We start from the raw sequence: 23,387 nt of genomic DNA on the forward strand, positions 1-23,387 counted from the left end.
GGAACTTCCTGCGGAGCCGGATGTCCGCCGGGGATCCCGCTAAACCACGACCGGCCGCCACCGTTCGAACGGGGCCGGTGGGTTAGCCGGATCGCCGAGGGGTAGCCGCCCGGATCAGACCGTCCCGGGGCGTGGCACACCGGGTCGTCCGGCAGGGCGCAATCGGATACGGAGGCTGACCATGACGCGCTCGGTGAGCCCGACAGGAGAACGAACAAAGCAGGAGGAGGTGCAGCGGCAGGGCCGGCGGCTGGGCTGGTTGAGCTTGGGCCTGGGCGTGGCACAACTGGCCGCCCCGCACACCGTGCGCCGGATCAGCGGCGTGGACGACTCCGCGAAGTCGCGGGCGGTGGTGCCGGTCGTCGGCGTGCGGGAGCTGGTCCACGCGGCCGGGCTCCTGACCGGCCGGCGGAAGGGCGTCTGGGCGTGGACCCGGGTCGCGGGCGACGCGATGGACCTGACCGCGCTCGGCATCGCTCTCGCGCACCGCAGTGGGCGCCGCAGGCGACGGCTCGCCGGTGTCACCGGTGCCATCGCCGGGATCACCGCGCTGGACCTGCTGACCGCCGTGCGGGCCACTCGCGCGGAACACACCGACTCCGCGCGAGCGGCGCGGAGCGCACGCAAAGGAGAGTCCGTGGATCTGACAGCAACGACCACCATCCGCAAGTCACCGCCGGAGGTCTTCGCGTTCTGGCGCGATCTGGAGAACCTTCCGGCGTTCATGGCACACCTCGAGCAGGTCCGCGTCACCGGCGACCGGACCAGTCACTGGGCCGCCGGCGCCCCGTTCGGCAAGGACGTCGAGTGGGACGCGGAAATCACCGAAGAGACGCCGGGCGAGCGGATCGCGTGGCGCTCGACCGGGGAAGCCGCCGTACCGAACGCCGGCACCGTCTGGTTCACGCCTGCCCCCGACGGGGAGAGCACCGAGGTGCACGTCGTCCTGGCGTACGAGATCCCCGGCGGCGCGCTCGGCAAGGCGGTCGCCAAGTACTTCGGCGAGGAGCCGCACCAGCAGCTCGACGACGACCTGCGCCGGCTCAAGCAGGTCCTGGAGACCGGCGAAGTCGTCCGCTCCGACGGCGCCCCGTGGGGCAAGCGGGCCCGCAAGGAATTCCCCCAACGTCCGGCACAACCGCTGTCGGATGCCGAACTGGAGAAGGGAGCGGACGCATGAGGGCCACCACCTGGGCGGGCCGCAACAAGGTCGAAGTCCGCGACGTCCCCGACCCCAAGATCCTCAACCACCGCGACGCCATCGTCCGGATCACCTCCACCGCGATCTGCGGCTCGGACCTGCACCTGGTCGACGGGTACATCCCCACCATGCAGGACGGCGACGTCCTCGGTCACGAGTTCATGGGCGAAGTGGTCGAGGTCGGCCGGGGCGTCGACCGGGACAAGCTGCGCGTCGGAGACCGGGTCGTCGTGCCGTTCCCGATCGCCTGCGGGGCGTGCGCCGCCTGCGCCGCGGAACTGTACTCCTGCTGCGAGAACTCCAATCCCAACGCCGGGATCGCGGAGAAGATGTTCGGCCACCCGGTCGCCGGGATCTTCGGCTACTCCCACCTCACCGGCGGCTTCGCAGGCGGCCAGGCCCAGTACGCGCGGGTGCCGTTCGCCGACGTCGGGCCGATCAAGATCGAGTCGGACCTGACCGACGAACAGGTGCTGTTCCTCTCCGACATCCTGCCCACCGGCTATATGGGCGCCGAAATGTGCGACATCCGCTCCAGCGACGTCGTCGCGGTCTGGGGCGCCGGCCCGGTCGGCCAGTTCGCCATGGACAGCGCACGGCTGCTGGGTGCGGCGAAGGTCATCGCCATCGACAAGGAGCCCTACCGGCTGCAGCTGGCGGAACAGGCAGGCCACATCCCGGTCAACTTCGACGAGGTCGACGTCCGGTCGCGGCTGCTGGAGCTGACCGGCGGCCGCGGACCCGACAAGTGCATCGACGCGGTCGGGATGGAAGCCACCCACGGCAGCGCGCACCTCGCCGCCTACGACCGGATCAAGCAGGCCGTGCGCTCGGAGACCGAGCGCCCGCACGCGCTGCGCCAGGCGATCATCTCCTGCCGCAGCGGCGGCGTGGTTTCGGTGATCGGCGTCTACGGCGGCCTGCTCGACAAATTCCCCGCCGGCGCGTGGATGAACCGGTCACTGACCCTGCGAACCGGGCAATGCCACGTGCAGCGTTACATGAAACCGCTGCTGCAGCGCATCGAACGCGGCGAGCTCGACCCGACCCGCATCATCACCCACACCCTGCCGCTGGAGGAGGCCGAACGCGGCTTCGAGCTGTTCAAGAACAAGCAGGACCACTGCGAAAAGGTCGTCCTCAAACCCTGACGGCACCCGCATCCGGCCACCGGGGAGCACGGTGGCCGGATCCGGCCGCGTCGCGGCTACCCCTGCCCCTCAGCCGTCCGTCCCCTTTCTCGGCGGACGGCCGTGCAGGGTCTCCGAGGGCAGGACGCCGAACTTGCGGCGGTAGGCCGTCGAGAACCGGCCGGCGTGCAGGAAGCCCCAGCGCGCGGCGACCGCGGCGATCGTCGTGCCGCCGGGGTCGGCCACCGCAAGTTCGTCGTGCACCCGGGTCAGGCGGACATCCCGCAGGTAGGCCATCGGCGGCAGGCCGAACCAGCGCTGGAACCCTTCCTGCAAGGCTCGGACGCTGACCGAGACCTCGCGGGCCAGGGTGCTCGAAGTCCACGGCAGACCCGGCTCGTCTTCGATCACCTCGACGGCCCGGCGCAACGCCCGGGGCGGGACCGGCGCCGCCGGCGCGTGCAGCCGGCCGCTGTAGTTGTTCGGCTGGGCCAGCAGCAGACCGGCGATCAGCAGGCTCTGCAGGTGCGCGGCGGCCGAGGGGTGGCGCGTGATCCCGGCCGCCCGGCCCGCCTCACGCTCCAGCAGGGCCAGCACGTCGAGCCACGACCGCGCCGCCGGGGTGGCCAAGTCCATCGTGGTGGTGAAGCGCAGCGGCTCGCCCAGCGGCCGCCCGAGCTGGCGCTGCAACTCCAGGTCCAGCTCGTGCCGGTCGATCATGAGGCAGAGCTGGGCGCACCCGGCTCCCCACCGCAGTTCGGCCGGGTAACCCGGCACGAACACGGCGGCCCGTCCGGGTCCGGCGAACACCGGGTCCCCCGAGCCACAGCGCTGCTCGCACCGTCCGGTGACCGGGATGTTGACGTGGTAGTTGCCGGCGTCGACCGTGCCGAGCCGGACCGCGCTCGCGTAGCGCAGGTAGCCCGCGGTCACCGCGCCCACCCGGACCGCGTTGAGCCGCATGTCGAAGCCGGTCGCCCGGTCCAGCACGTCGATCCGATGAGGCAGGTACGTCCGGGTCACCGCTTCGTGCGCTTCGTCGACGTCCCTTGCGCGAGCGACCGGATGCCCGGGCAGCAGCTCCGTCTGAGGCAAGCCCGTCACAAGCCGAACAGTAATCGTCTCGTCACGCTCTCGCCAACGCGGGCAACGGACAGGGTGCCGCGTGAATCGGCTGTTCCGGAGCGGCGCCGAGCCCTTCAATGGAGCGGCCAGGGCAGCTACCGCGGGGAGAGACGTGCAGGTGATGGACCAGGGCCCGGCGGTGACGCAGTCCGTGCTGGTCGAGCCGTTGGATCACCTGCGGCCGGGAGCCCGGCTGCTGCGTCCTCGGGGTCCGTTCCACGCGCGGACCGGGATCGAGCTGATGGCCGTCATCGACGGGCAGCGAGCGCACGCCCTCGACCTGCTGATCCTCGACCTGACCGAACCGGCCACCTTCGGTCCGGTGGCCCTCCAGATCGTCGTGCAGATCGCGACGGAGCTCCGCCGCGTCGACGTCGCACTGCGGCTGGTCGGCTCGGAACAGGCCGTCGGCTCGTCCTTGACTGTGGCGGGCGTGCGGTCCCTGTTCAGCCTGCACGGCACGGTCGGCGAAGCGCTCAAAGCCCGGTGACCGCTCAGTCGTCACCGCGGCTTCCGGCTTCCTCGGCGCGTTCGCGGTTGCGCTGCTGGCGCTCCTGCTCGCGACGGCTGTAGGTCGCCCGGCGGACCCGTTCCTCGTCTTCGACGCTCGAACCCACCGCCCCGGCGACGATGCCCACGGAGGTCGCGAGCCACACCAGCTTGAGGTACGAAGCCGGCCCGGCCGGATGGCCGAGAACCTGCCCGAAGTACGTCCCCTCGATCAGCACGATCGACGCCAGCAACGACAGCACGAAGAGAATGGCGTACATGCAAGCGACGCCGATCGAGAGCGTCAGCGCGGTGGAGGTGTTGTACAGCAGGGCTTTCCGCCGGTCGAGGTGGCCGGACGGTGAGTCCCACAGGTGGTTGTGCACCATCAGCCAGCCCGCCATGACCACGATCGCCAGCACCGTGATCCCGGCCAGCCGCAGCGTGGGCAGCGCATCCGCGAGCTTCCAGAACGAGGTTGTGATGATGCCGTAGGCGGCGGTGGCCGCCGCGGCCGCGGTGGCCCCGGCGAGGTTGGGCACCAGCCGCCACGGGCGGTTGTCCCGGATCATCCCGGCGAGCAGCCGCAGGCGGCCGCGCACGCCCACCAGGGCCAGGTGCTCGTCGGCGGCGCCGCGGCCGCGGATGTGCCGCGTCGGCGTCACCAGCTCCCGGAGCCGGTCGAGGATCCCCTGCGGCGGATCGGCCTCCTTCGCCGAGCGGTGGGCCACGAGGTGCCGGACCAGGTGGATGACCAGCCGGGACGCCCGGCCCCGCAGCCGGAGGGCACCGAGCGCGGGCAGGGACACCATCGCCACGCCGTGGTCGGCGTTGTAGTCCGACGCGATCGGCGCCGTGCCGGATCGCCGCGGGAGGTCGGTGATCAGCACGAGCAGGTCCCAGCCGTGTTCGGCCCGCCGCTCCTCCGCCAGGGCCAGCATGGGGATGTCACCCTCCTCGTTCAGCGGAAGGGCCTGCGTCTCGTGCTCGACGCGCCAGGACGTCTCCTCGCCGAGGTCGCGGGCCAGGCGGGCGGGCAGCCCGTCCGCGATCCTCCCGGCGAGTTTCCCGGGCAACCCGTCATCGGTCAGCAGGCCCACCACCAGAGCCTCCGACGCACGCTGAGCGGTCATGCCCACCCTTTCCCGATCTCGGAGCCGAGCAGCTCCGGGTTCCCGGGCCGACCATCCGCAAACCACGCACAGCGCCGCCGGGCGGGCGCACGACCGAGTTTGACCCGGGGATCCGCGGGTAGCCGCCGCATCGTGGATCGGTGGTATCGCAACGGAGTGATCTACTCCCTCGACATCGAGACCTTTCAGGACTCCGACGACGACGGTGTCGGTGACCTGTGCGGTCTCGCCGACCGGCTGGACTACCTCGGCCGGCTCGGCGTGGACACGATCTGGCTCAACCCGTGCCATCCCTCGCCGCGTCGCGACGGCGGCTACGACATCACCGACTACTACGGCATCGACCCGCGCTTCGGCACGCTCGGAGACTTCGCCGAACTCGTGAGCCAGGCCGACGAGGTCGGCATCCGGATCGTGCTGGACCTGGTTGTCAACCACACCAGCGACGAGCACCCGTGGTTCCTGTCGGCTCTCTCCGGCCGGGAGGCGCCGCACCACGACTGGTACGTGTGGGCCGACCACGAACCGGCCGACCGGTGGGACGGCGGCGTGTTCCCCGGGTCCGAAGAGGAGACCTGGACCTACGCCGAGACCGTCGGCCGCTGGTACCGGCACCGGTTCTACCGCTTCCAGCCCGAACTCGACGTCGAACACCCGGCGGTGCAGGCCGAGCTGGCCAAGATCGTCACCTTCTGGCTGCGGCTCGGCGTCGCGGGCTTCCGGATCGACGCCGCCCCATTCCTCATCGAGTCGCGCGGGCGGCGGGACTTCGGCCTCCTGCGGCGGCTGCGGGAAACCGCTTCCTGGCAACGCGGGGACGCCATTCTGCTCGCCGAGGCGAACGTGCCCGAGGACGAGCTGCTCGAGTACTTCGGCACCGCGGACGACGAGGCCAGCCGCGCGACGATGCTCTTCGACTTCAGGCTCAACCAGGCCCTGATGCTCGGGCTGGCCCGCGACGACGCCGAGCCCGTCCGGGAGCGGCTGCGGCGCTCGCCCCGGCTGCCGGGCCAGGCCCAGTGGGCGACCTTCCTGCGCAACCACGACGAGGTCGACCTCAGCGGACTGTCCCCGGAAGAACGCGGCGACGTGCTCGGCCGGTTCGGCCCCGAGCCCCACATGCAGCTCTACGATCGCGGCATCCGGCGCCGGCTGGCCTGCATGCTGGACGGCGACCGGCGGCGTCTGGAGCTGGCCTACAGCCTGTTGCTCACCATGCCGGGCAGCCCCGTGCTGCGGTACGGCGACGAGATCGGCATGGGCGAAGACCTGGCCCTGCCCGAGCGCACCGCGATCCGCACGCCGATGCAGTGGTCCGACGGGCCCAACAGCGGGTTCTCCCGCGCGCCGGCCGGGCAGCTGGTCGCCCCGCTCGTCGAAGGCGGCCCGTTCGGGTACGACCCAGGTCGGCCAGATAGCCGAGCCGCGCGCGCAGGCCCGCGAGATCCCCGGTGCCGTCGCCGTTCGCGTCGCCGAAGCTGCGGGGGTAGACCTCGTAAACGACGGCGTCGCGCCACCAGTTCTCGGAGTCGCCGGAGTCTTCCATGGCCTCCGGGTATCCGCTGCGGCCGCGCTCAACCGGGTCGTCCGCCGGACCCCACCGCGACGACGGCTTCGTCGATCCGCTCGGCCAGCCGCAGGTCCGGTTCGGTGACGATCCCCTCGCGACCGGTGCGCAGCCGGAACGTCACCTCACCGTCGTCGGCCCGCTCGACGTGGGCGTGGTCGTTCATCGCCCGCGTCTCCCGCTGGACGCGCTCGACCAGCGGCGTGATCCGGTCGGCGGGCAGCTGCACCGTGCGCTCGATCCCGTGGCGGTCCCCGGACCACCCGGTCAGGTGCCGCAGGCCGCGGGCCACCTCCTCGTCCGACAGCCGCGTCGGGACCCCCGGCCGATGGCTCGCGGCGTCGCGGGGCGACTCGCCCGCGGGGGCGAGCGTCTCGACGACGGCCCGCGGGAGGCGTCCGCGGAGCTCCTCGGCCAGTCCGGGATCGGTCCGGGTGAGCCCGGCCAGTACGGCCTGCGTCAGGTAGCGGCCCCGCTCGGGTGTGGTCCGCAGCCTCCGGGCCACCGCGGCTTCGACGTCGGTGCCCGACTTCAGGTTCGCCGGCCCGGGATCGCGCGCCGGTCCGGCCTCGGGGCTGGGCAGCCGGTCGGCCAGCCACTCGCGGCCGGCGTCCGGCAGGCACCGGGCGAGCGCGGCCACGACCGCGCCGAGCACGGCCCTCGCTTCAGCCGGGTCGGCCAGCTCGGCGAGGTCTTCGACGGCGGTCAGCCACTTCTCGTGCTGTACCACGGCAGACTCCTTCCCACGTGCTTTCGGGGTCGCGTACCCGCCGAGGGGCCGATCACACGTCCGTGCCCGCGGGGTGGTTTCCGACCAGCGTCCCAACGGCCTCTTTCGTCACTCCGATCCGCGCTGCACCTGCCACAGCCGGGTGGCGAGGTGCAGGTTCAGCCTGCTGTTGACGTCGTTGAGGTCCAGCTCTGTGATCTCCCGGATCCGGCCCAGCCGGTAACGCAGCGTGCTCCGGTGGATCAGGAGCGCGGCGGCGGTGTCGCCGTAGCTGCCGCCGCACTCGAGGTACTGCGTGAGCGTCACGACCAGCTCGGCGTTGTGCCCGCTGTCGTAATCGAGCAGCTTCCCGAGCCACTCTCGGACGAACTCCAGGACGTCGCCGTGGTTCTGCCCGGTATCGAGAATGCGGTAGACACCGAGCTGGTCGAACGTCGTCGCGCCGTTCGGGGTGCGTGAGGTGCGCCGGATGTCGATGGCCCGCACCGCTTCCGCGTAGGACTTGGGAAACCGGCCGGGGGTCTCGCACGGGCCACTGATGCCGATCGATCCCTCCGCGCCGAGTCGTTCCGACAGGGAATCGTGCAGCGCCGCGCCGTCCGGCCGGCCGTCGACCAGCAGCACGACCGCCCCGGCGTGGCGTGACATGAGCGAGGTGAACCCCAGCGCCGTCATGGCCCGCCCCGTGGCCTCGGCGACCACGTCCTCGGCGAGGTCGCCGGACCACCGCAGGACGACCACGTGGTGCGGGCGCCGCAGATCGTGCCCGATCGCCTCGGCCCGGGCGTACGCGCTTCCGTCGTCGGTGCCGGTGATGAGGTCGTCCACGAGGTCGCGGCGCAGCCGCAGCTCGACCTCGGCCAGGCTGCGCCGGTGCGAGAGTTCCAGCGCCAGCACGGTCGAGCCGTACTCCAGCGCGAACACCTCATACGCGCCGGCAGTCCGCCCCGGGTCGACCAGGGCGAGCACGCCGAGCACCTCGTGCCGCGGCCGCACCAGGCAGATCAGCCGGTCCTTCACGCGGATCGGGCAGTTCAGCGTCGCGGCTCGCCGCAGCAGTTCCTCCCGCCGGCGGACGCCGATCTTCGGGTACGGGTCCGGGCGGCCGGGGCCACCCCACGCGCGCAGGTTGCCGAAGCGGTCCTCGATCGCCACCGGCAGTCCGGTCAGCTGGTGCAGCGCGTCGGCGATACCCGGCTCACCGGCGCCGGAAGCCGAGATGGTGGACAGCGTCTCATGCACCTGAGTCTGCTGCTCGAGCTGCGCGACCGACGCGGACAGCCGGTCGTTGACCGCCTGCAGCGCCACCGACTGCCGCCGCTCCCGTCCGAGCAGCGCGGAGTTGGTCAACGCCGCCGCGGTCTGCCGGCCGAGTGAGCCGAGCAGGAAGAGTTCGTCTCCCGGCGGGGGGTGTTCGGCCCCGATCACGAGGTGCCCCGTCAGCCCGCCCGGCCCGTCCAGCGCGTAGCACCAGCGCCATCGGCCGTCGGCCAGCTCGATCCGCCCGCTGTGCCCGGCCAGCCCGCCGACCTCCGCGCCGAGGTCGGGATGGACCTCTCGCGCGCCGTCCTGCAGAGTCCTCGTGCCGGCATGGTCGACGAGGTACGCGGCCTCGGTCACGCAGCCGCTCAGCGTCGGCACCGAGGTGGCGGCGAGCCGCAGGATGCCGGCGGCTTCGCGGCCGTCGAACATCATCATCGAAACGGCGAAGAGGCCGTGGAGATCCGACAGCTGGGCACGCCACTGGCTGTCCGATGTGGCGTCCCGGACTCGCGTGAACCCCTCGTTCCCGGACCTCATTTACGGCCTCCTCGCCGTGGACCTGGCGGTTTGTACGCTACGCCCTCGAAATTCGTTCTGCCGGGTCGACGCGGTTCCCGGAAATTCGTCCTGCCGGGCTCACGCGAGATGCCGGGCGTATTCGCCAACGTAGGACGCATCGGACAGGCGGGAAAGCTTGCCCACCAGAGAAAACGCAGAGCCGGTTCGGATCGGACACTCCCGGCAGGACGATCCGTCCCGGATCGGGACCAGACCATGACAGTGCTCCTCGGGGACAATTTGGACACCTCCCGCCGGTCGGACGGCTTCGAGCGCGGCGTCCTGATGTCTCGGATCCCCGTGGCCGGGACGGGCAAACCCCGGAGCCCGAAATGAGGAGCCGCGACCAGCGGCGACAGCTCACCGATGCGCCCGTCCGAGTTCGGGCCGAAGAACACACGAACGTCTGAGGAGGCGAACCATGACCGCACAGCCGGGCGCCACCGCGCCTGCCCCACGCCATGCCACCGATCGTGTCCCCATCGCTTCGTACGACGACTACCGCGACGCGGAGCGTGCCGTCGATTACCTGTCCGATCAGGGGTTCCCCGTGCAGCGGACGGCCATCATCGGCCGCGACGTGCAGCTGGTCGAGCAGGTCATCGGCCGGCTCGACCTCGGCGGTGCCGCCCTGCGCGGGGCCGGCTCCGGCGCGCTGACCGGGCTCCTGATCGGCTGGCTGTTCGCCTTGTTCAACTGGTTCACCCCGGTCCTCGCCACGCTGACGCTCGCGCTCTACGGGCTCGTCTTCGGCGCGATCGTCGGGGCGATCTTCGGGCTGGTGGCGCACGCGCTGCAGCGGGGCCGCCGTGACTTCGCGTCGGTCCGCGCGATGACGCCCACCCGCTACGAGGTCGTCGCCGACGCCGAAGTCGCCGATGAGGCCCGGGCGCTGCTGGCCAAGCTGCCCGCCGAGTCCGGGGGTGCGTGATGGCGAAGGCGGTCGGGATCGACCTCGGCACCACCAACTCGGTGATCGCCGTCTGGGAAGGGGGTGAACCGCGGGTCATCCCGAACACGGAGGGTGCCCGGACGACCCCGTCGGTCGTCGGGTTCACCGAAAGCGGCGAACGGCTGGTCGGGCAGCTCGCCCGCCGGCAGGCGATCCTCAACCCGAAGGGCACCATCTACTCGGCGAAGCGGTTCATCGGCCGCAAGTTCGACGAGGTGTCCGACGAGGCCAAGGCGGTCGGGTTCGACGTCGTCGAGGGAGAGGGCGGCGTCGTCCGCTTCGACATCCGCGGCAAGCTCTACTCGCCGGAGGAGATCAGCGCGCAGGTGCTGCGCAAGCTGGCCGACGACGCGGGCAAGCACCTCGGTGAGCGGGTGACCGAGGCCGTGATCACCGTGCCCGCGTACTTCAACGACGCGCAGCGGCAGGCGACCAAGGACGCCGGGAAGATCGCCGGGCTGAACGTCCTGCGGATCATCAACGAGCCGACCGCGGCCGCGCTGGCCTACGGGCTCGACTCCCAGCAGCAGGAGACCGTGCTGGTCTTCGACCTCGGCGGCGGCACGTTCGACGTGAGCCTGCTCGACGTCGGCGACGGCGTGGTCGAGGTGCGCTCCACCGCGGGCGACAGCCACCTCGGCGGCGACGACTTCGACCGCCGGCTCGTGGACTTCCTCGCCGACAAGTTCGCCGCGGACAACGGCATCGACCTGCGGCAGGACGCGCAGGCGCTGCAGCGGCTGTTCGAGGCGGCGGAGAAGGCCAAGGTCGAACTGTCGTCGGTCGCCCAGACGAGTGTCAACCTGCCGTTCATCACCGCCGACGGGAGCGGGCCGAAGCACCTGACCGCAACAATCCGGCGGTCGGAGTTCGAGCAGATCACCGCCGACCTGGTGGAGCGCTGCCTCGGGCCGGTGCAGCAGGCGATGTCCGACGCGAAGGTGAGCGCGAACGACATCGACGAGGTCATCCTCGTCGGCGGTTCGACCCGGATCCCCGCCGTGCAGAGCCTGGTCCGCCGGCTCACCGGCGGCAAGGACCCGAACATGAGCGTCAACCCGGACGAGGTCGTCGCGCTCGGCGCCGCCGTGCAGGCCGGGGTGCTCAAGGGCGAGGTCAAGGACGTCCTGCTGCTCGACGTCACCCCGCTGTCCCTGGGCGTGGAGACCCGCGGCGGCGTGATGACGAAGATCATCGAACGGAACACGACGATCCCGGCGCGGCGCACGGAGGTGTTCTCCACCGCGGAGGACAACCAGCCCGCGGTCGACATCGTGGTGCTGCAGGGCGAGCGCGAGCGCGCGGCCGACAACCGGGTGCTCGGGCGGTTCCAGCTCAAGGACATCCGGCCGGCGCCGCGCGGCGAGCCGCAGGTCGAGGTGACGTTCGACGTCGACGCGAACGGCATCGTCAACGTCACCGCCCGCGACAAGGACACCGGTGCCGAGCAGGGCATCACGATCACCGAGAGCTCGAACCTCGACAAGTCCGAGATCGAACGGATGGTGAGCGAAGCCGAGCGCAACCGCGCCGACGACGAGCGCCTGCGCGAGGAGGTCGAGGCGCGCAACCTGCTGGACAGCGTCGCCTACCAGGCCGAGAAGGCGATCACCGAGCAGACGCCGACGCACGAAAAGGCGCGCGCGGAGATGCTGATCACCGACGCCCGCGAAGCCGTCCAGTCGAACGCGCCGCTGGACCGGGTCCGCGAGCTGACCTCGGAACTGCAGCAGGTGCTGGCCGGGCTCAGCGCGGCCAGGCCGGGCGGAGACGGCGGTCCGCCGCCGCAGCGAGAACCGGCCGCGGACGACGACGTGATCGACGCCGACTTCGATCGGGCGTGAGCAACCATGGCCACCACAGGGAAATCCACGGAGCCGGGGACATCCTCCGTGGACGCCGCCGGGACGGGCGCCGAGTCCGGCCCCCAGGACGCGCCCGTCTCGGCGGTGGGGCCGGACCGGGTTCAGGAGCTCGAGGCGAAGGCGGCCGAATGCGAGGACCGCTGGCGCCGGGCGATGGCCGACGCCGACAACCTCCGCAAGCGGCATGCAGCGGAGCTGCGCGCCGAGCGCGCGGCCGAGCGGGCCCGGGTCGCCGCGGCCTTCCTCCCCGTCATCGACAACCTCGAACTGGCGCTCTCGCACGCCGGCGCCGATCCCACCGCCGTCGTGCAGGGGGTGCTGGCGATCCGCGATCAGGCCGTGCAGCTGCTGGCCGGGCTCGGGTACGGGCGTGACGACGAGAGCGGCGTCCCGTTCGACCCGGCCCGGCACGAGGTGGTCGCCGTCGACGACGACCCGCACTCGGAGCCGCACACGGTGACCCGCGTGGTGCGGCCCGGGTACGGGACCGGCGCCGGGCAGCTGCGGCCGACCGCGGTCACCGTGGCGAAGCCGCGGGAGTGAGTGCTCGTGGCACGGGACTTCTACGCCGCGCTCGGGGTCGGCCGAGACGCCGGCTCCGAGGAGATCCAGCGGGCGTACCGGAAACTCGCCCGCGAGAACCACCCGGACGTCAACAAGGACCCGAAGGCCGAAGAGCGGTTCAAGGAGGTGAGCGAGGCGTACCAGGTCCTGTCCGATCCGGAGCAGCGGCGCAAGTACGACCGGTTCGGCGAGGACTTCCGGCAAGTGCCCGACGACTGGGAGCAGCGCGTCGGCGCCGGCGCCGGACCGCGCGGCGGCCGGGCCCGCTACGCCACGTCCGGCACTGCCACGTCCGGCACTTCCACGTCCGGCACTTCGGGGGGCGGTTTCGAGGGGTTCGAAGGCGTCGACATCGAGGATCTCCTCGGCGGTTTCTTCGCCGGCCGGGGGCGCGGCGGCCCGGTCCCGGGCGCGGACCAGGAGGCCGAGCTCGAGCTGACCGTCGAGGAGGCCTACCGCGGCGGGCGGCGGCACCTGAACTTCGGCGGTGATCGCGAATACGACGTGCGGATCCCGCCGGGTGTGCTCGACGGGCAGCGCATCCGGCTGGCCGGCCAGGGCGGCCGCGGCTCGGGCAGCGCGGCCCCCGGGGACCTGTACCTGGTCGTCCGCATCCGGCCGGACCGCCGGTACCGGCTCGAAGGGCGTGACATCCACGTCGAGCTCCCGGTGACACCGTCGGAGGCCGCGCTCGGGGCGACGGTCCCGATCACCACCCCCGGTGGCGAGGTGAAGGCCCGGGTCGTCCCCGGATCGTCCAGCGGACGGCGGCTGCGGCTGCGCGGCGAGGGCATGCCGAACCCGAAGGGCAAGCCCGGCGACCTCTACGCCGAGGTCAAGATCATGGTGCCGAAGCGCCCGAGCAAGCGTGAACGCGAGCTGTTCGAAGAGCTCGCCGCGGTGTCCGACTTCGATCCCAGGAGGACCTGATGGCGCGGTACGTGCTCGTCCGCCCGGCGCGGCTCGACCTCGAGACCGTGGCCGCGCGCACCGGGCTGCACCCCGAGCTGCTCCGCCGGTTCGCGGCACTCGGCCTGGTGGAGACGACCCCGGACGCGAACGGACGCCCGTGCTTCCCGCCGTCCGCCGTGGCCAGACTGGCCCGGATCCAGCGGTTGCGCGCCACGCTGTCGGTCAACTACGCCGCACTCGGGCTGGTGCTCGACCTGCTCGACCGCATCGACGTCCTCGAAGGACAAGTCAGGAGCCGTCGGCGATGGACATGAACAAGCTGACCCAGAAGTCGCAGGAAGCCCTGCAAGAAGCCCAGAACATCGCCGGACGTTCCGGCCACACCGAGACCGACGGCGAGCACCTGCTGCTCGCGCTGATCGACCAGCCCGAGGGCCTCGTGCCCCGGCTGCTCGCGCAGACCGGCGCGGACGTCGACGCGCTGCGCGCCGCGGTCGAGGCGGAGGTCGCGCGCCGGCCGAAGGTGACCGGACCCGGCGCCACGCCCGGGCAGGTGTACCTCACCCGGCGGCTGGCCGGGGTGCTCGACACCGCGGAGCGGGAAGCCCGGCGGCTCAAGGACGAGTACGTCTCCGTCGAGCACCTGGTCCTGGCGCTGGCCGAGGAGGGGACGAAGTGGGCGGCCGGGCGGATCCTCCGCGACCACGGCGTCACCCGCGACGCGTTCCTGACCGCGCTGACGAAGGTCCGCGGCAACCAGCGCGTCACGTCGGCGACGCCCGAGGGTGCCTACGAGGCACTGGAAAAGTACGGCCGCGACCTGGTCGCCGACGGGCGCGCCGGCAAGCTGGACCCGGTGATCGGGCGCGACACCGAGATCCGCCGCGTCGTCCAGATCCTTTCGCGCAAGACGAAGAACAACCCCGTGCTCGTCGGCGATCCCGGCGTCGGCAAGACCGCGATCGTGGAAGGACTCGCGCAGCGGATCGTGCGCGGCGACGTGCCGGAAGGCCTGCGGGACCGGACGATCTTCTCGCTCGACATGAGCGCGCTGGTGGCCGGGGCCAAGTACCGCGGCGAGTTCGAGGAACGGCTCAAGGCCGTGCTCGGCGAGGTCAAGGCGGCCGAGGGCCGGATCATCCTGTTCGTCGACGAGCTCCACACCATCGTCGGCGCGGGCGCCACCGAAGGCGCGATGGACGCCGGCAACATGCTCAAGCCGATGCTCGCCCGAGGTGAACTGCACATGATCGGCGCGACCACCCTGGACGAGTACCGCAAGCACATCGAGAAGGACGCCGCGCTGGAACGGCGGTTCCAGCCGGTCGTCGTGCCCGAACCGGCCGTCGAGGACACCATCTCCATCCTGCGCGGGCTGCGCGAACGGCTCGAGGTGTTCCACGGCGTCAAGATCCAGGACGCTGCGCTCGTGGCCGCGGCCGTGCTGTCGCACCGCTACATCAGCGACCGGTTCCTGCCGGACAAGGCGATCGACCTCGTCGACGAGGCGTGCGCGCGGCTGCGCACGGAAATCGACTCGATGCCGGCCGAGCTCGACGAACTCACCCGGCGGCTGACGCGGCTGGAGATCGAGGAAGCCGCACTGGCCAAGGAAACCGACAAGGCGAGCAAGGCGCGGCTCGAGGAACTCCGCAAGGAGCTGGCGGACCTGCGGGCCGAAACCGACGCCAAGAAGGCGCAGTGGGACGCCGAACGCCAGGCGATCCGGCGCGTGCAGGAACTGCGCTCCGAACTCGAACGCGTGCGCCACGAAGCCGAAGAAGCGGAACGGAACTACGACCTCAACCGCGCCGCGGAGTTGCGCTACGGCGAGATCCGCGAGCTCGAGCGCCAGCTCGAAGCGGAGGAGGAACGGCTGGCCGGCAAGCAGGGCGAGAAACGGCTCCTGCGCGAGGTCGTCACCGAAGACGAGATCGCCGAGATCGTTTCGCAGTGGACCGGCATCCCGGTGTCGCGCCTGCAGGAGGGCGAGCGCGAGAAGCTGCTACGGCTCGACGAGATCCTGCACGAGCGGGTCGTCGGGCAGGACGAGGCCGTCCGGCTGGTCGCCGACGCGATCATCCGCGCCCGGTCCGGCATCCGCGACCCGCACAAGCCGATCGGGTCGTTCCTCTTCCTCGGCCCGACCGGCGTCGGGAAGACGGAGCTGGCGAAGACGCTCGCCGCGGCGCTGTTCGACAGCGAGGACAACATGGTCCGGCTCGACATGAGCGAGTACCAGGAGCGGCACACGGTCTCCCGGCTGCTCGGCGCGCCGCCGGGGTACGTCGGCTACGACGAGGGCGGCCAGCTCACCGAAGCCGTGCGACGCAAGCCGTACGCGGTCGTGCTGTTCGACGAGATCGAGAAAGCCCACCCGGACGTGTTCAACACCCTGCTGCAGGTGCTCGACGACGGCCGGATCACCGACGCGCAGGGCAGGCTGGTCGACTTCCGCAACACGGTGATCATCATGACGTCCAACATCGGCTCGCAGCACCTGCTCGACGGCGTCACCTCCTCCGGCGAGATCAAGCCGGACGCCCGGGACGCGGTGCTGGCCGAACTGCGCCACCACTTCCGGCCCGAGTTCCTCAACCGCCTCGACGACATCGTGCTGTTCACCCCGCTGGGGCTGCCGGAGATCGAGCGGATCGTGGAGCTGCAGTTCGACCAGCTGCGCCGCCGGCTGGCCGAGCAGGGCATCACGGTCGAGCTCACCCCCGCGGCGCGGCAGTTCATCGCCGGGCGCGGGTTCGACCCGGTGTACGGCGCCCGGCCGTTGCGCCGCTACATCTCCCACGAGGTCGAAACCCGGATCGGGCGCGCGCTGCTGCGCGGCGAGCTGACCGAGGGCCTGGTGATCGTGGTCGACGCGGCCGACGGTGACCTGACCGTCGACTTCCGCGCCGCGGGACAGGAGGCAGCAGCATGAGGACTGCTTGCAGGTCCGAATCATCAGGCACCATGCCGGCCGACGCGAAGACACTGCCGCGGCTTGCCGCGTCCGACAAGGAGGCAGCATGAGGACCGTGGTCGTCGCCTGCGAGCACTGCGGGAAGAGCAACCGGATTCCCGTCGCCGCCGACGGAACGCCGAAGTGCGGGAACTGCCACCGGCCGCTGCCGTGGGTGGTCGACGCGGGCGACGCCGACTTCGCGCAGATCGCCGAGCAGGCTGACCTCCCGGTGCTCGTCGACCTCTGGGCCACCTGGTGCGGCCCCTGCCGGTCGGTGAGCCCGACGCTGGACCGGCTCGCCCGCGCCCGGGCCGGGAAGGTGAAGCTCGTCAAGGTCGACGTCGACCTGGCGCCGGGAGTGGCGCGCCGGTTCGACGTCATGGCCGTACCGACCCTCCTGGTGTTCCGCGGCGGCGAGGTCGTCCGGCGGCAGGCGGGCGCGGCCCCGGAAAACGTTCTGCGCAACTGGCTCGACCAAGCACTGAACTCGCCAGAGGAGGCGAAGGCATGACCACCGTCACCGACCCGCACTTGGCGCTCGTCCGCGACGTGGTGCCCCGGACACCCCAGGGCTGCCAGGAGTGTCTCTCCACCGGAACCACGTGGGTGCACCTGCGGCTGTGCCTGACCTGCGGGCACGTCGGCTGCTGCGACTCTTCGCCGATGAAGCACGCGCGCCGGCACGCCCACGCCATCGGCCACCCCATCGTGCGCTCGTTCGAGCCTGGGGAGAACTGGCGTTGGTGCTACGCGCACGAGGCGTTCGTATGACGCTCTCGGCACAGGACCTCGTCGAGACCCCTGATCCGCACGGCGCGTTCCCCCGGCTGACCCGCGAGCAGCTCGAAACGCTCTCCGACGCGGGCGAGCGCCGGCCGGTGCGGCCGGGTGAAGTGCTCTACGAGCAAGGGGAACGGGCGACGAGCTGGTACGTCGTCCTGAGCGGCAAGGTCGCCATCCAGCACCGGGAAGGCGACGAGACCAGAATCGTGCGCGTCCACGGTCCCGGGCGGTTCCTCGGCGAGCTGGGCCTGCTCGAAGGGCAGCCGTCGTTCTTCAGCGCCGTCGCCGCCGAACCCGGCGAGGTGCTGGTCGCCGGAGTCGACGAGCTGAAGCGGCTGGTGACCGGCGACCCGGTCCTCGGCGACCTGATCCTGCGGGCCTACCTCGTCCGCCGCGCGCTCATCATCGGCTCCGGCGACGGGCTGCGGATCGTCGGCTCGTGCTACTCGCCGGACACCCGGCGGCTGCTGGAGTTCGTGGCCCGCAACCGCCTGCCGTACCGGCTGGACGACCTCGACCAGGACCGCGGGGCCGAGGCGCTGCTGCGCCGGCTCGGCGTCCCGGTCGAGGCGACCCCGGTCGTGGTCCTGCCCGGCGCCGGCGTGCTGCGCAACCCCAGCAACGCCGAACTGGCGCGCGCGGTCGGGTTGCGGCACCAGGAACCCTCGGCCGGCGTGCGCGACATGCTCGTGGTCGGCGCCGGGCCCGGCGGGCTCGCGGCCGTCGTCTACGCCGCCTCGGAAGGGCTCGTGACGTCGGCGTTCGACGCCGTCGCGGCGGGCGGGCAGGCGGGCACCACGTCGCGGATCGAAAACTACCTCGGCTTCCCGTCCGGGATCTCGGGGGCGGAACTGGCCGAGCGGTCGGTGATCCAGGCGGCCAAGTTCGGGGTCCGGGTCGCCGTCCCGGGCGAGGCTCGCACGCTCGACCCACGAGGCGGGCTCTACGCGGTGGGCTTCGACGACGGCACCGAAATCGTCACGCGGACGGTGATCATCGCGACCGGCGCCCGGTACCGGCGCCTGCCGATCCCGAAACTCGAGTACCTCGAAGGCACGTGCATCTACTACGCCGCGACCCCGGAGGAGGCCAGGCAGTGCCGGGCCGACCCGGTCGCGGTGGTCGGCGGCGGCAACTCCGCGGGGCAGGCCGCGGTGTTCCTGGCGGAGACCTCGCCCGTGGTGCACCTGCTGGTGCGCGGCGGCGACCTCGGCGCGGACATGTCGCGCTACCTGGTCGACCAGGTCCGGCGGCACCCGCGGATCCGGGTCCACCTGCACACCGAGGTCCGCGAGATCGTCGATGACGGCAAAGCGATGTCGGGTGTCGAGGTCGAGGACAACCGCACCCACGAGCGCGACCGGCTCGCCGCTCGCGCGTTGTTCGTCTTCATCGGGGCCGCTCCGCACACGCGCTGGCTGTCCGGCCACGTCGCGCTCGACGAGGACGGGTTCGTGCTCACCGGCGCGGACGTCGGTGCGTTCGCCGGGATTCCGCGGACGCCGTTGCCACTGGAAACGAGCAGCCCCGGCGTGTTCGCCGTCGGCGACGTCCGGCACGGCTCGGTGAAGCGGGTCGCCTCGGCGGTGGGCGAGGGCGCCATGGCCGTCCGGCTGGTGCACGAGCACCTCGCGCAACAAACCATGACAACCGGAGGATCCCCATGACCACCTGGCTTTCCCGGCCGCCCATCGCGGTCCCGGAACCGGATCGGCTGATCAACCGCAGGACACCCTCGCCCGGTTTCACCATCAGCTCGACCCTGCACCCCGGGCGCTACACCGTCGTCACGGTCGCCGGGCGGGCGGACGCACCGGCGTTGCGGACCCTCGCGGGGTACCTGGCCGGGCTCGTCCACGCGGGCGCCCGCCACTTCGTCATCGACCTCTCCCAGGTCGAGCGGCCCGGCGACGACCTCCTCGAACTGCTGCACCGCTGCGGCGACCGGCTGGCGGCGGACGGCGGCGCACTGGAGCTGATCGGGCTGACGCCCCCGGTGCTGTACGAGCTGGACGACGAGGCGCTCGCCGAAGTTTTCGCGCAGTACCGCGCCGCCTTCGAGGGCGGCCTGCAGCGGTGGGCGGCGCTGCACTGCCCGCAAGGCTTCGACGGGGTCGCCGAACCCGGCTCCCCCGCCCGCTTCCGCGCGTTCGTCGACACCGGGGCCACCGGGCGCGGCGAGCGGTTCGGGAAGCGCCGATGACCACCGCCGGCCACCGCACCCGCCGTCGGACGTGGGCGCGGATCTTCGTCATCGGCCTGCTGCTGTGGGTGCTGTCGGTCATCGTGACGTACGCGACCGGCAACCCCAACCTGCTGCCGACGCTCGTGCTGCTCGGCAGCTTCCTGGTGCCGGTGACGTTCGTGGCGTGGGCGTTCGAACGCCGCGACTCCGGGGAGATCACCGCCGAACTGGTGTTCCGGACCTTCCTCGTCGGCGGGGTGCTCGGCGTTCTCGGCGCTTCGGTACTCGAGGCCTACCTGCTGTACCCGTCGATGTGGCTGTACGTGGGGGTCGGGCTCATCGAGGAGGCGGTCAAGCTCGTCGCACTCGCCCTGCTGACGCGCGGACTGGCCGTGAAGTCCATGCGGGACGGCATGATTCTCGGCGCGACGGTCGGCTTCGGCTTCTCCGCCTTCGAATCCGCGGGCTACGCGCTCACGTCGTTGTTCACCGCCCACGGCCTGTCGCTGACCGACCTGGTCACGACCGAGCTGCTGCGCGGGCTGCTCGCGCCGGTCGGGCACGGGCTGTGGACCGCCATCCTGGGCGGGCTGCTGTTCGCGTGGAGCACGCGCGAACACTTCGTGCTGAGCCTTCGCCTGGCGCTGGCGTTCCTCGGCGTCGCGCTGCTGCACGCGCTGTGGGACTCCATGTCGGCCATCGCACTGGTGATCACCCTGGTGCTGGCCGGGCAGGTGGCGCAGTTCGACCCGCGCGGCCTCGTCGTGGCGCCCGCGGACCTGACGACGGTGTACACCGTCACGACTTGGGTGGGTGAGGGCGTGATCGCGCTCATCGGGGTGCTGTGGCTCCTGGTCCTGATCCGGCGGTCGCGGCGGGAACGCCGGGCACCCCACTGGACGTACCGGGTCCCGGTCACGCGCACGCCGGCGACCGGACGGTACTGACCTCCCGTGCGACAACAGTTCAAGAACGGCAAGGAGCTCGGTAATGCAGGATTGCTTCCACGATGGTTTGGTGCGCCGTTCCAGGGGGGACTACGGGCGTGACAGGCTCGCGTTGTCCATCACCCGCGACACCGGCGTGGTACTGGCGACCGTGTCCGGCGAGATCGACCTCGCCACGGCACGCGCCTTCACCCGGCACCTCGAATCGACCCTCGCCGGCGCGCCGAGCGCGGTGATCGCCGATCTCGGCAGGGTCACCTTCCTCTCCTCCTCCGGGCTCGCGGCACTCCAGATCTTCGCCCAGGCAGCGAACTCCGCGGGCGTCGCGTTCTGCCTCGTCAGCGCCCAGCGCACGATGCTCCGGCACCTACACCTGACCGCCCTCGACCGCGACATGACCATCAAGCCCACCGTGGCCGAGGCCCGCACCTGGCTCTCGGACAAGCCGACGGGCGGCACTTGATCGAAGAACCGGAATGGGCGCTGACCGACGCGAAAGAGGGCGGGCCGGTCAGCTGACGTTGAAGTTCTGATCCACTTCGGCCGCCAGTGCGCGAAGTGCGCCGTCGAGGGCCTCGCGCACCTCGTCGGGGTCGGCCGCCTCATCGACCTCCACCTGCAGCTCGGCCTGGCTGGCCCCGGTACCGCTGCCGATGACCCGCAGGTGGCCGGCCCAGCCGTCGTGACCGGCCGGACGCCACGCCAGCCGGCCTTCCGCCGCCCGCAAGTCGATGTCGTAGGCGCGGGAGCCACCACCCGGCAGCCACGCCTTCGCGCGGGTGGCGTCGGATGCGGTGTTGAGGACGATGTCGGCCTCGGCCGCCATCGCGCGGCTGCTGGTCACGATGCGTTCCGCCATTCCGGCACGCTCCTTTCGGCCCTCGCTCGCGGCGAGTCGCCTTCGTGCGGCAGGTCCACGACAGGCCCGCTGCGCGGCCGCACCGGCGGGCCGGCCCCGCCGCCGTGCGCGTCTGGTCGCCACCGGGTACCCCGTCCTCAGGGGGCTACCCGGCTTGTCGGATCGACGCCGGTGACGACGGCCGCGGCGGGACCGCCGGCTCCTCGGCCGTTCCCCGCGCTGAGCGGACGCCGGGAACGGCCCGGCGCAGCGGTGCCGTGGAGTGTCTTGAATGACTCATTCCGGGCGTCGGAGGTCCTGAATGAGTCATTCAAGACGTCGCGACACGGAACGGCCTGGCACCAGGTCGCCGGATTCGGTCGCCGGATTCGGTCGCCGGAACGCACGCTGGGCGGCCACTTCGATCGGATCGAGGTGGCCGCCCAACGTGGGGTTACCGCTCAGCCGACAGCTGGAACTCGACGCCGCCGAGGTCGTCGTCACCGCTGGACTGGGAGACGCGGAAGACGAAATCGGCGCCCGCCGCAGCGTCCGTCGCGGTGAACGTCACCGCCGTCTCCAGGCGTTCCTTCGGCTTTATCACCAGGCCCTGCAGGACCGCCTGCTGCCCGCCCGTGATCTCGACCTGCGTCTCCCCCACCGGACGCACGCCGACACCCTTCTGGCCGCTCGCGCGCCAGCGCTCGGCGAGCACTTCGCCGAGGTCGACGACCACCTTGCCGGCACCGCCCGCGAACGGCTTGCCGGGCTGGGTGAAGAGCAGGTCGGTGGTGGTGGCCCGGTCGGCGGCCGGGTTGCCGAGGGTGAACGGGTGCGTCACCGGCTTGCCTGGCGTCAGTTGGATCGTGTCCACGTTGTGCCACGCGATGTTGTTGTTGTTCCGCGTGTTGACCAGCGTGTTCGACCCGGTCAGCTCGGGGAAGGTCATCGGGTCGGTCGCCGAGATCCACCGGGCGAGCAGGCAGAAGTGACCTGGCCCGGGCACCGGCGTCCACTTGATCGCCACCTGGGTGGTGCCCGGCCCCACGGTCACCGTCGGCGAGGACCCGACCGGGGTCCAGTCCGTCGGCCACAGCGCCGCCCCGCCCTGCGCGGTGTAGGAGACCTCTACGTGGCCGGTCGACGCGCCGGATCCGCCCGGGCCCGGGTTGTTCAGCGTCACGACCACGAAGCTCGTCCCGCCGACGACCGGGGTGGTCGCCGCGCACGGCGGCAGTGTCGCGCACACCTTGATGTCCGGGCTCGTCCAGATCGGGTTCAGGCCGTGCGGCGCGACACCGGTGTCGGCCGGCGCGTCCTTGATGAACACGTCGGTCTTGCGGCAGTTCTTGAGCGCGTCGAGGATCGCCGCGCCCGCACCCGCGCCGTTGGCCGGCGTCGCCGTGTACGTGCCGCCGGTGGTGGTGGCGTAGTCCTGCATGATCGTCGAGATGCCGGGCAGCCCGGTCGTCGGGACGTAGACCGCCGAGACCTTGATGCCCTTGTTCGCCGCCTGCACCGCCCGCAGGTGGGCGTTGGCCTGGTCGGCCGCGGTGAAGGTGTCGTCGAAGCCGCCCGGGTGGGCGTCGGTCACCAGGATGACCATCTTCGTGGCGTTGCTGCGCCAGGTCCCGGAGAAGTCGCCGGTCTGCGGGCGCCCGGTGGCGGGCAGGTTGTTGACGGCGGTGTTGACCGCCTCGTCGGACGCTTCGGGCTCGCCGCCGCCGCCCGCCGCGGTCAGCGCGTTGATCTGCGGGGTGACCGCGGCCAGGTTGAGCGGCGCGAGGTCGCTCTGCACCGTGATGTTGTCCTTGAACGTGACGAGGCCGAGCTGGTAGTCGTTGCCGGAATTGGCTTGCACGGCCGTGGCGATGTTGCCCAGCTCGCTCTTGATGTTGGTCAGCGCCGAGCCCATGCTGCCGGTGTCGTCGATGACGAACGCGACGTCGAGCGGCCCGCACGGCGAGTTGGTCGGTGGTGCGGCGGCCGCCGCCGCGGGGACCACGGGCAGGAACGCGGCCGCGGCGGCGAACGCGAGCGCGGCGGTGAACGGTCTGCGGCGCCGGGGCCGCGATCTGGTGCTCATCCGGTTTTCCCTCACACGAGTCGGAACAGGAACTCCGAACCGAGCGTCACCGCGACCGGTTGTGAACCGGTTGTCGATGTCCCCGCGGATACGCTGGTTG

General features: G+C 71.5%; 21 protein-coding genes and 1 pseudogene. 16 read left to right on the top strand and 6 right to left on the bottom strand.

The genetic code is table 11. From position 1 onward, the window contains the following. Nucleotides 1–181 precede the first annotated feature (181 nt). Complete coding sequence (locus ACLJQF_RS26250) at nucleotides 182–1,180, top strand: SRPBCC family protein (protein WP_410612424.1); 999 nt, start codon at nucleotides 182–184, stop codon at nucleotides 1,178–1,180. Further along, entirely contained in the window at nucleotides 1,177–2,352 is a 1,176-nt protein-coding gene (locus tag ACLJQF_RS26255; RefSeq protein WP_410612426.1) for a zinc-dependent alcohol dehydrogenase, read from the top strand. The genes ACLJQF_RS26250 and ACLJQF_RS26255 overlap by 4 nt, the downstream gene beginning before the upstream one ends. A 69-nt stretch (nucleotides 2,353–2,421) precedes the next feature. On the opposite strand, the gene ACLJQF_RS26260 is transcribed toward ACLJQF_RS26255, so the two are convergent. Beyond that, nucleotides 2,422–3,435, bottom strand: a complete 1,014-nt coding sequence (locus ACLJQF_RS26260) for an AraC family transcriptional regulator (RefSeq protein WP_410612428.1) — start codon at nucleotides 3,433–3,435, stop codon at nucleotides 2,422–2,424. A gap of 142 nt (nucleotides 3,436–3,577) precedes the next feature. Here ACLJQF_RS26260 and ACLJQF_RS26265 point away from each other — a divergent pair, with 142 nt between their 5' ends. Beyond that, nucleotides 3,578–3,946, top strand: coding sequence for an STAS domain-containing protein (locus tag ACLJQF_RS26265; RefSeq protein WP_410612773.1), 369 nt, complete (start codon nucleotides 3,578–3,580; stop codon nucleotides 3,944–3,946). 4 nt (nucleotides 3,947–3,950) lie between these two features. Here the strand turns inward: ACLJQF_RS26265 and ACLJQF_RS26270 are convergent, their stop codons facing one another. Continuing rightward, complete coding sequence (locus tag ACLJQF_RS26270; RefSeq protein ID WP_410612430.1) at nucleotides 3,951–5,078, bottom strand: hypothetical protein; 1,128 nt, start codon at nucleotides 5,076–5,078, stop codon at nucleotides 3,951–3,953. Nucleotides 5,079–5,234: 156 nt separating this feature from the next. On the opposite strand from ACLJQF_RS26270, the pseudogene ACLJQF_RS26275 reads away from it, so the two are divergent. Continuing rightward, nucleotides 5,235–5,831 (top strand): annotated as a pseudogene (locus tag ACLJQF_RS26275) (alpha-amylase family glycosyl hydrolase); the annotation flags it as partial. Between the two features lie 821 nt (nucleotides 5,832–6,652). On the opposite strand, the gene ACLJQF_RS26280 reads toward ACLJQF_RS26275, so the two are convergent. Together ACLJQF_RS26280 and ACLJQF_RS26285 are read right to left on the bottom strand one after the other, a co-directional pair. Continuing rightward, a complete protein-coding gene (locus tag ACLJQF_RS26280) occupies nucleotides 6,653–7,375 on the bottom strand; it encodes a DUF2267 domain-containing protein (protein WP_410612775.1) in 723 nt (240 codons plus the stop codon). 108 nt (nucleotides 7,376–7,483) lie between these two features. Beyond that, complete coding sequence (locus ACLJQF_RS26285) at nucleotides 7,484–9,175, bottom strand: PucR family transcriptional regulator (protein ID WP_410612432.1); 1,692 nt, start codon at nucleotides 9,173–9,175, stop codon at nucleotides 7,484–7,486. Between the two features lie 442 nt (nucleotides 9,176–9,617). On the opposite strand from ACLJQF_RS26285, the gene ACLJQF_RS26290 reads away from it, so the two are divergent. The 12 genes from ACLJQF_RS26290 to ACLJQF_RS26345 all read left to right on the top strand — a co-directional run bounded on the left by ACLJQF_RS26290 (nucleotide 9,618) and on the right by ACLJQF_RS26345 (nucleotide 20,826). After that, the gene (locus ACLJQF_RS26290) at nucleotides 9,618–10,127 is read left to right on the top strand and encodes a general stress protein (RefSeq protein ID WP_410612433.1); all 510 of its coding nucleotides are present in this window, start codon (nucleotides 9,618–9,620) and stop codon (nucleotides 10,125–10,127) included. Further along, nucleotides 10,127–11,992 carry a molecular chaperone DnaK gene (gene dnaK, locus ACLJQF_RS26295; protein ID WP_410612434.1) on the top strand — a complete coding sequence of 622 codons (1,866 nt, stop codon included), beginning with the start codon at nucleotides 10,127–10,129 and terminating at the stop codon, nucleotides 11,990–11,992. The genes ACLJQF_RS26290 and dnaK overlap by 1 nt, the downstream gene beginning before the upstream one ends. Before the next feature lie 48 nt (nucleotides 11,993–12,040). Then, nucleotides 12,041–12,556, top strand: a complete 516-nt coding sequence (locus ACLJQF_RS26300; RefSeq protein ID WP_410612436.1) for a nucleotide exchange factor GrpE — start codon at nucleotides 12,041–12,043, stop codon at nucleotides 12,554–12,556. Nucleotides 12,557–12,562: 6 nt separating this feature from the next. Then, entirely contained in the window at nucleotides 12,563–13,507 is a 945-nt protein-coding gene (locus tag ACLJQF_RS26305) for a DnaJ C-terminal domain-containing protein (protein ID WP_410612438.1), read from the top strand. Continuing rightward, entirely contained in the window at nucleotides 13,507–13,803 is a 297-nt protein-coding gene (locus ACLJQF_RS26310) for a chaperone modulator CbpM (RefSeq protein WP_410612440.1), read from the top strand. Before ACLJQF_RS26305 ends, ACLJQF_RS26310 begins: the two co-directional genes overlap by 1 nt. Continuing rightward, nucleotides 13,794–16,424: an ATP-dependent chaperone ClpB gene (gene clpB / locus ACLJQF_RS26315; protein WP_410612442.1), complete on the top strand. Its 2,631-nt coding sequence runs from the start codon at nucleotides 13,794–13,796 to the stop codon at nucleotides 16,422–16,424. The genes ACLJQF_RS26310 and clpB overlap by 10 nt, the downstream gene beginning before the upstream one ends. A gap of 88 nt (nucleotides 16,425–16,512) precedes the next feature. After that, on the top strand, nucleotides 16,513–16,959 hold the full coding sequence (gene trxA, locus ACLJQF_RS26320; RefSeq protein WP_410612443.1) for a thioredoxin: 447 nt from the start codon (nucleotides 16,513–16,515) through the stop codon (nucleotides 16,957–16,959). Further along, nucleotides 16,956–17,219: a ubiquitin carboxyl-terminal hydrolase 14 gene (locus ACLJQF_RS26325; RefSeq protein WP_410612444.1), complete on the top strand. Its 264-nt coding sequence runs from the start codon at nucleotides 16,956–16,958 to the stop codon at nucleotides 17,217–17,219. Before trxA ends, ACLJQF_RS26325 begins: the two co-directional genes overlap by 4 nt. Beyond that, a complete protein-coding gene (locus ACLJQF_RS26330) occupies nucleotides 17,216–18,898 on the top strand; it encodes an FAD-dependent oxidoreductase (protein ID WP_410612445.1) in 1,683 nt (560 codons plus the stop codon). Before ACLJQF_RS26325 ends, ACLJQF_RS26330 begins: the two co-directional genes overlap by 4 nt. Next, on the top strand, nucleotides 18,895–19,434 hold the full coding sequence (locus ACLJQF_RS26335) for an STAS domain-containing protein (RefSeq protein WP_410612446.1): 540 nt from the start codon (nucleotides 18,895–18,897) through the stop codon (nucleotides 19,432–19,434). Before ACLJQF_RS26330 ends, ACLJQF_RS26335 begins: the two co-directional genes overlap by 4 nt. After that, nucleotides 19,431–20,363, top strand: a complete 933-nt coding sequence (locus ACLJQF_RS26340; RefSeq protein ID WP_410612447.1) for a PrsW family intramembrane metalloprotease — start codon at nucleotides 19,431–19,433, stop codon at nucleotides 20,361–20,363. Before ACLJQF_RS26335 ends, ACLJQF_RS26340 begins: the two co-directional genes overlap by 4 nt. A 70-nt stretch (nucleotides 20,364–20,433) precedes the next feature. Continuing rightward, nucleotides 20,434–20,826, top strand: a complete 393-nt coding sequence (locus ACLJQF_RS26345) for an STAS domain-containing protein (RefSeq protein WP_410612448.1) — start codon at nucleotides 20,434–20,436, stop codon at nucleotides 20,824–20,826. Between the two features lie 48 nt (nucleotides 20,827–20,874). On the opposite strand, the gene ACLJQF_RS26350 is transcribed toward ACLJQF_RS26345, so the two are convergent. Together ACLJQF_RS26350 and ACLJQF_RS26355 are read right to left on the bottom strand one after the other, a co-directional pair. Beyond that, on the bottom strand, nucleotides 20,875–21,222 hold the full coding sequence (locus ACLJQF_RS26350) for a hypothetical protein (protein ID WP_410612449.1): 348 nt from the start codon (nucleotides 21,220–21,222) through the stop codon (nucleotides 20,875–20,877). Between the two features lie 433 nt (nucleotides 21,223–21,655). Beyond that, nucleotides 21,656–23,287 (bottom strand): vWA domain-containing protein, encoded by a 1,632-nt coding sequence (locus tag ACLJQF_RS26355; RefSeq protein ID WP_410612450.1) that lies wholly within the window; start codon nucleotides 23,285–23,287, stop codon nucleotides 21,656–21,658. Between the last annotated feature and the right edge of the window lie 100 nt (nucleotides 23,288–23,387).

The organism is Amycolatopsis sp. lyj-109, assembly GCF_046548995.1.
Lineage (GTDB): Bacteria > Actinomycetota > Actinomycetes > Mycobacteriales > Pseudonocardiaceae > Amycolatopsis.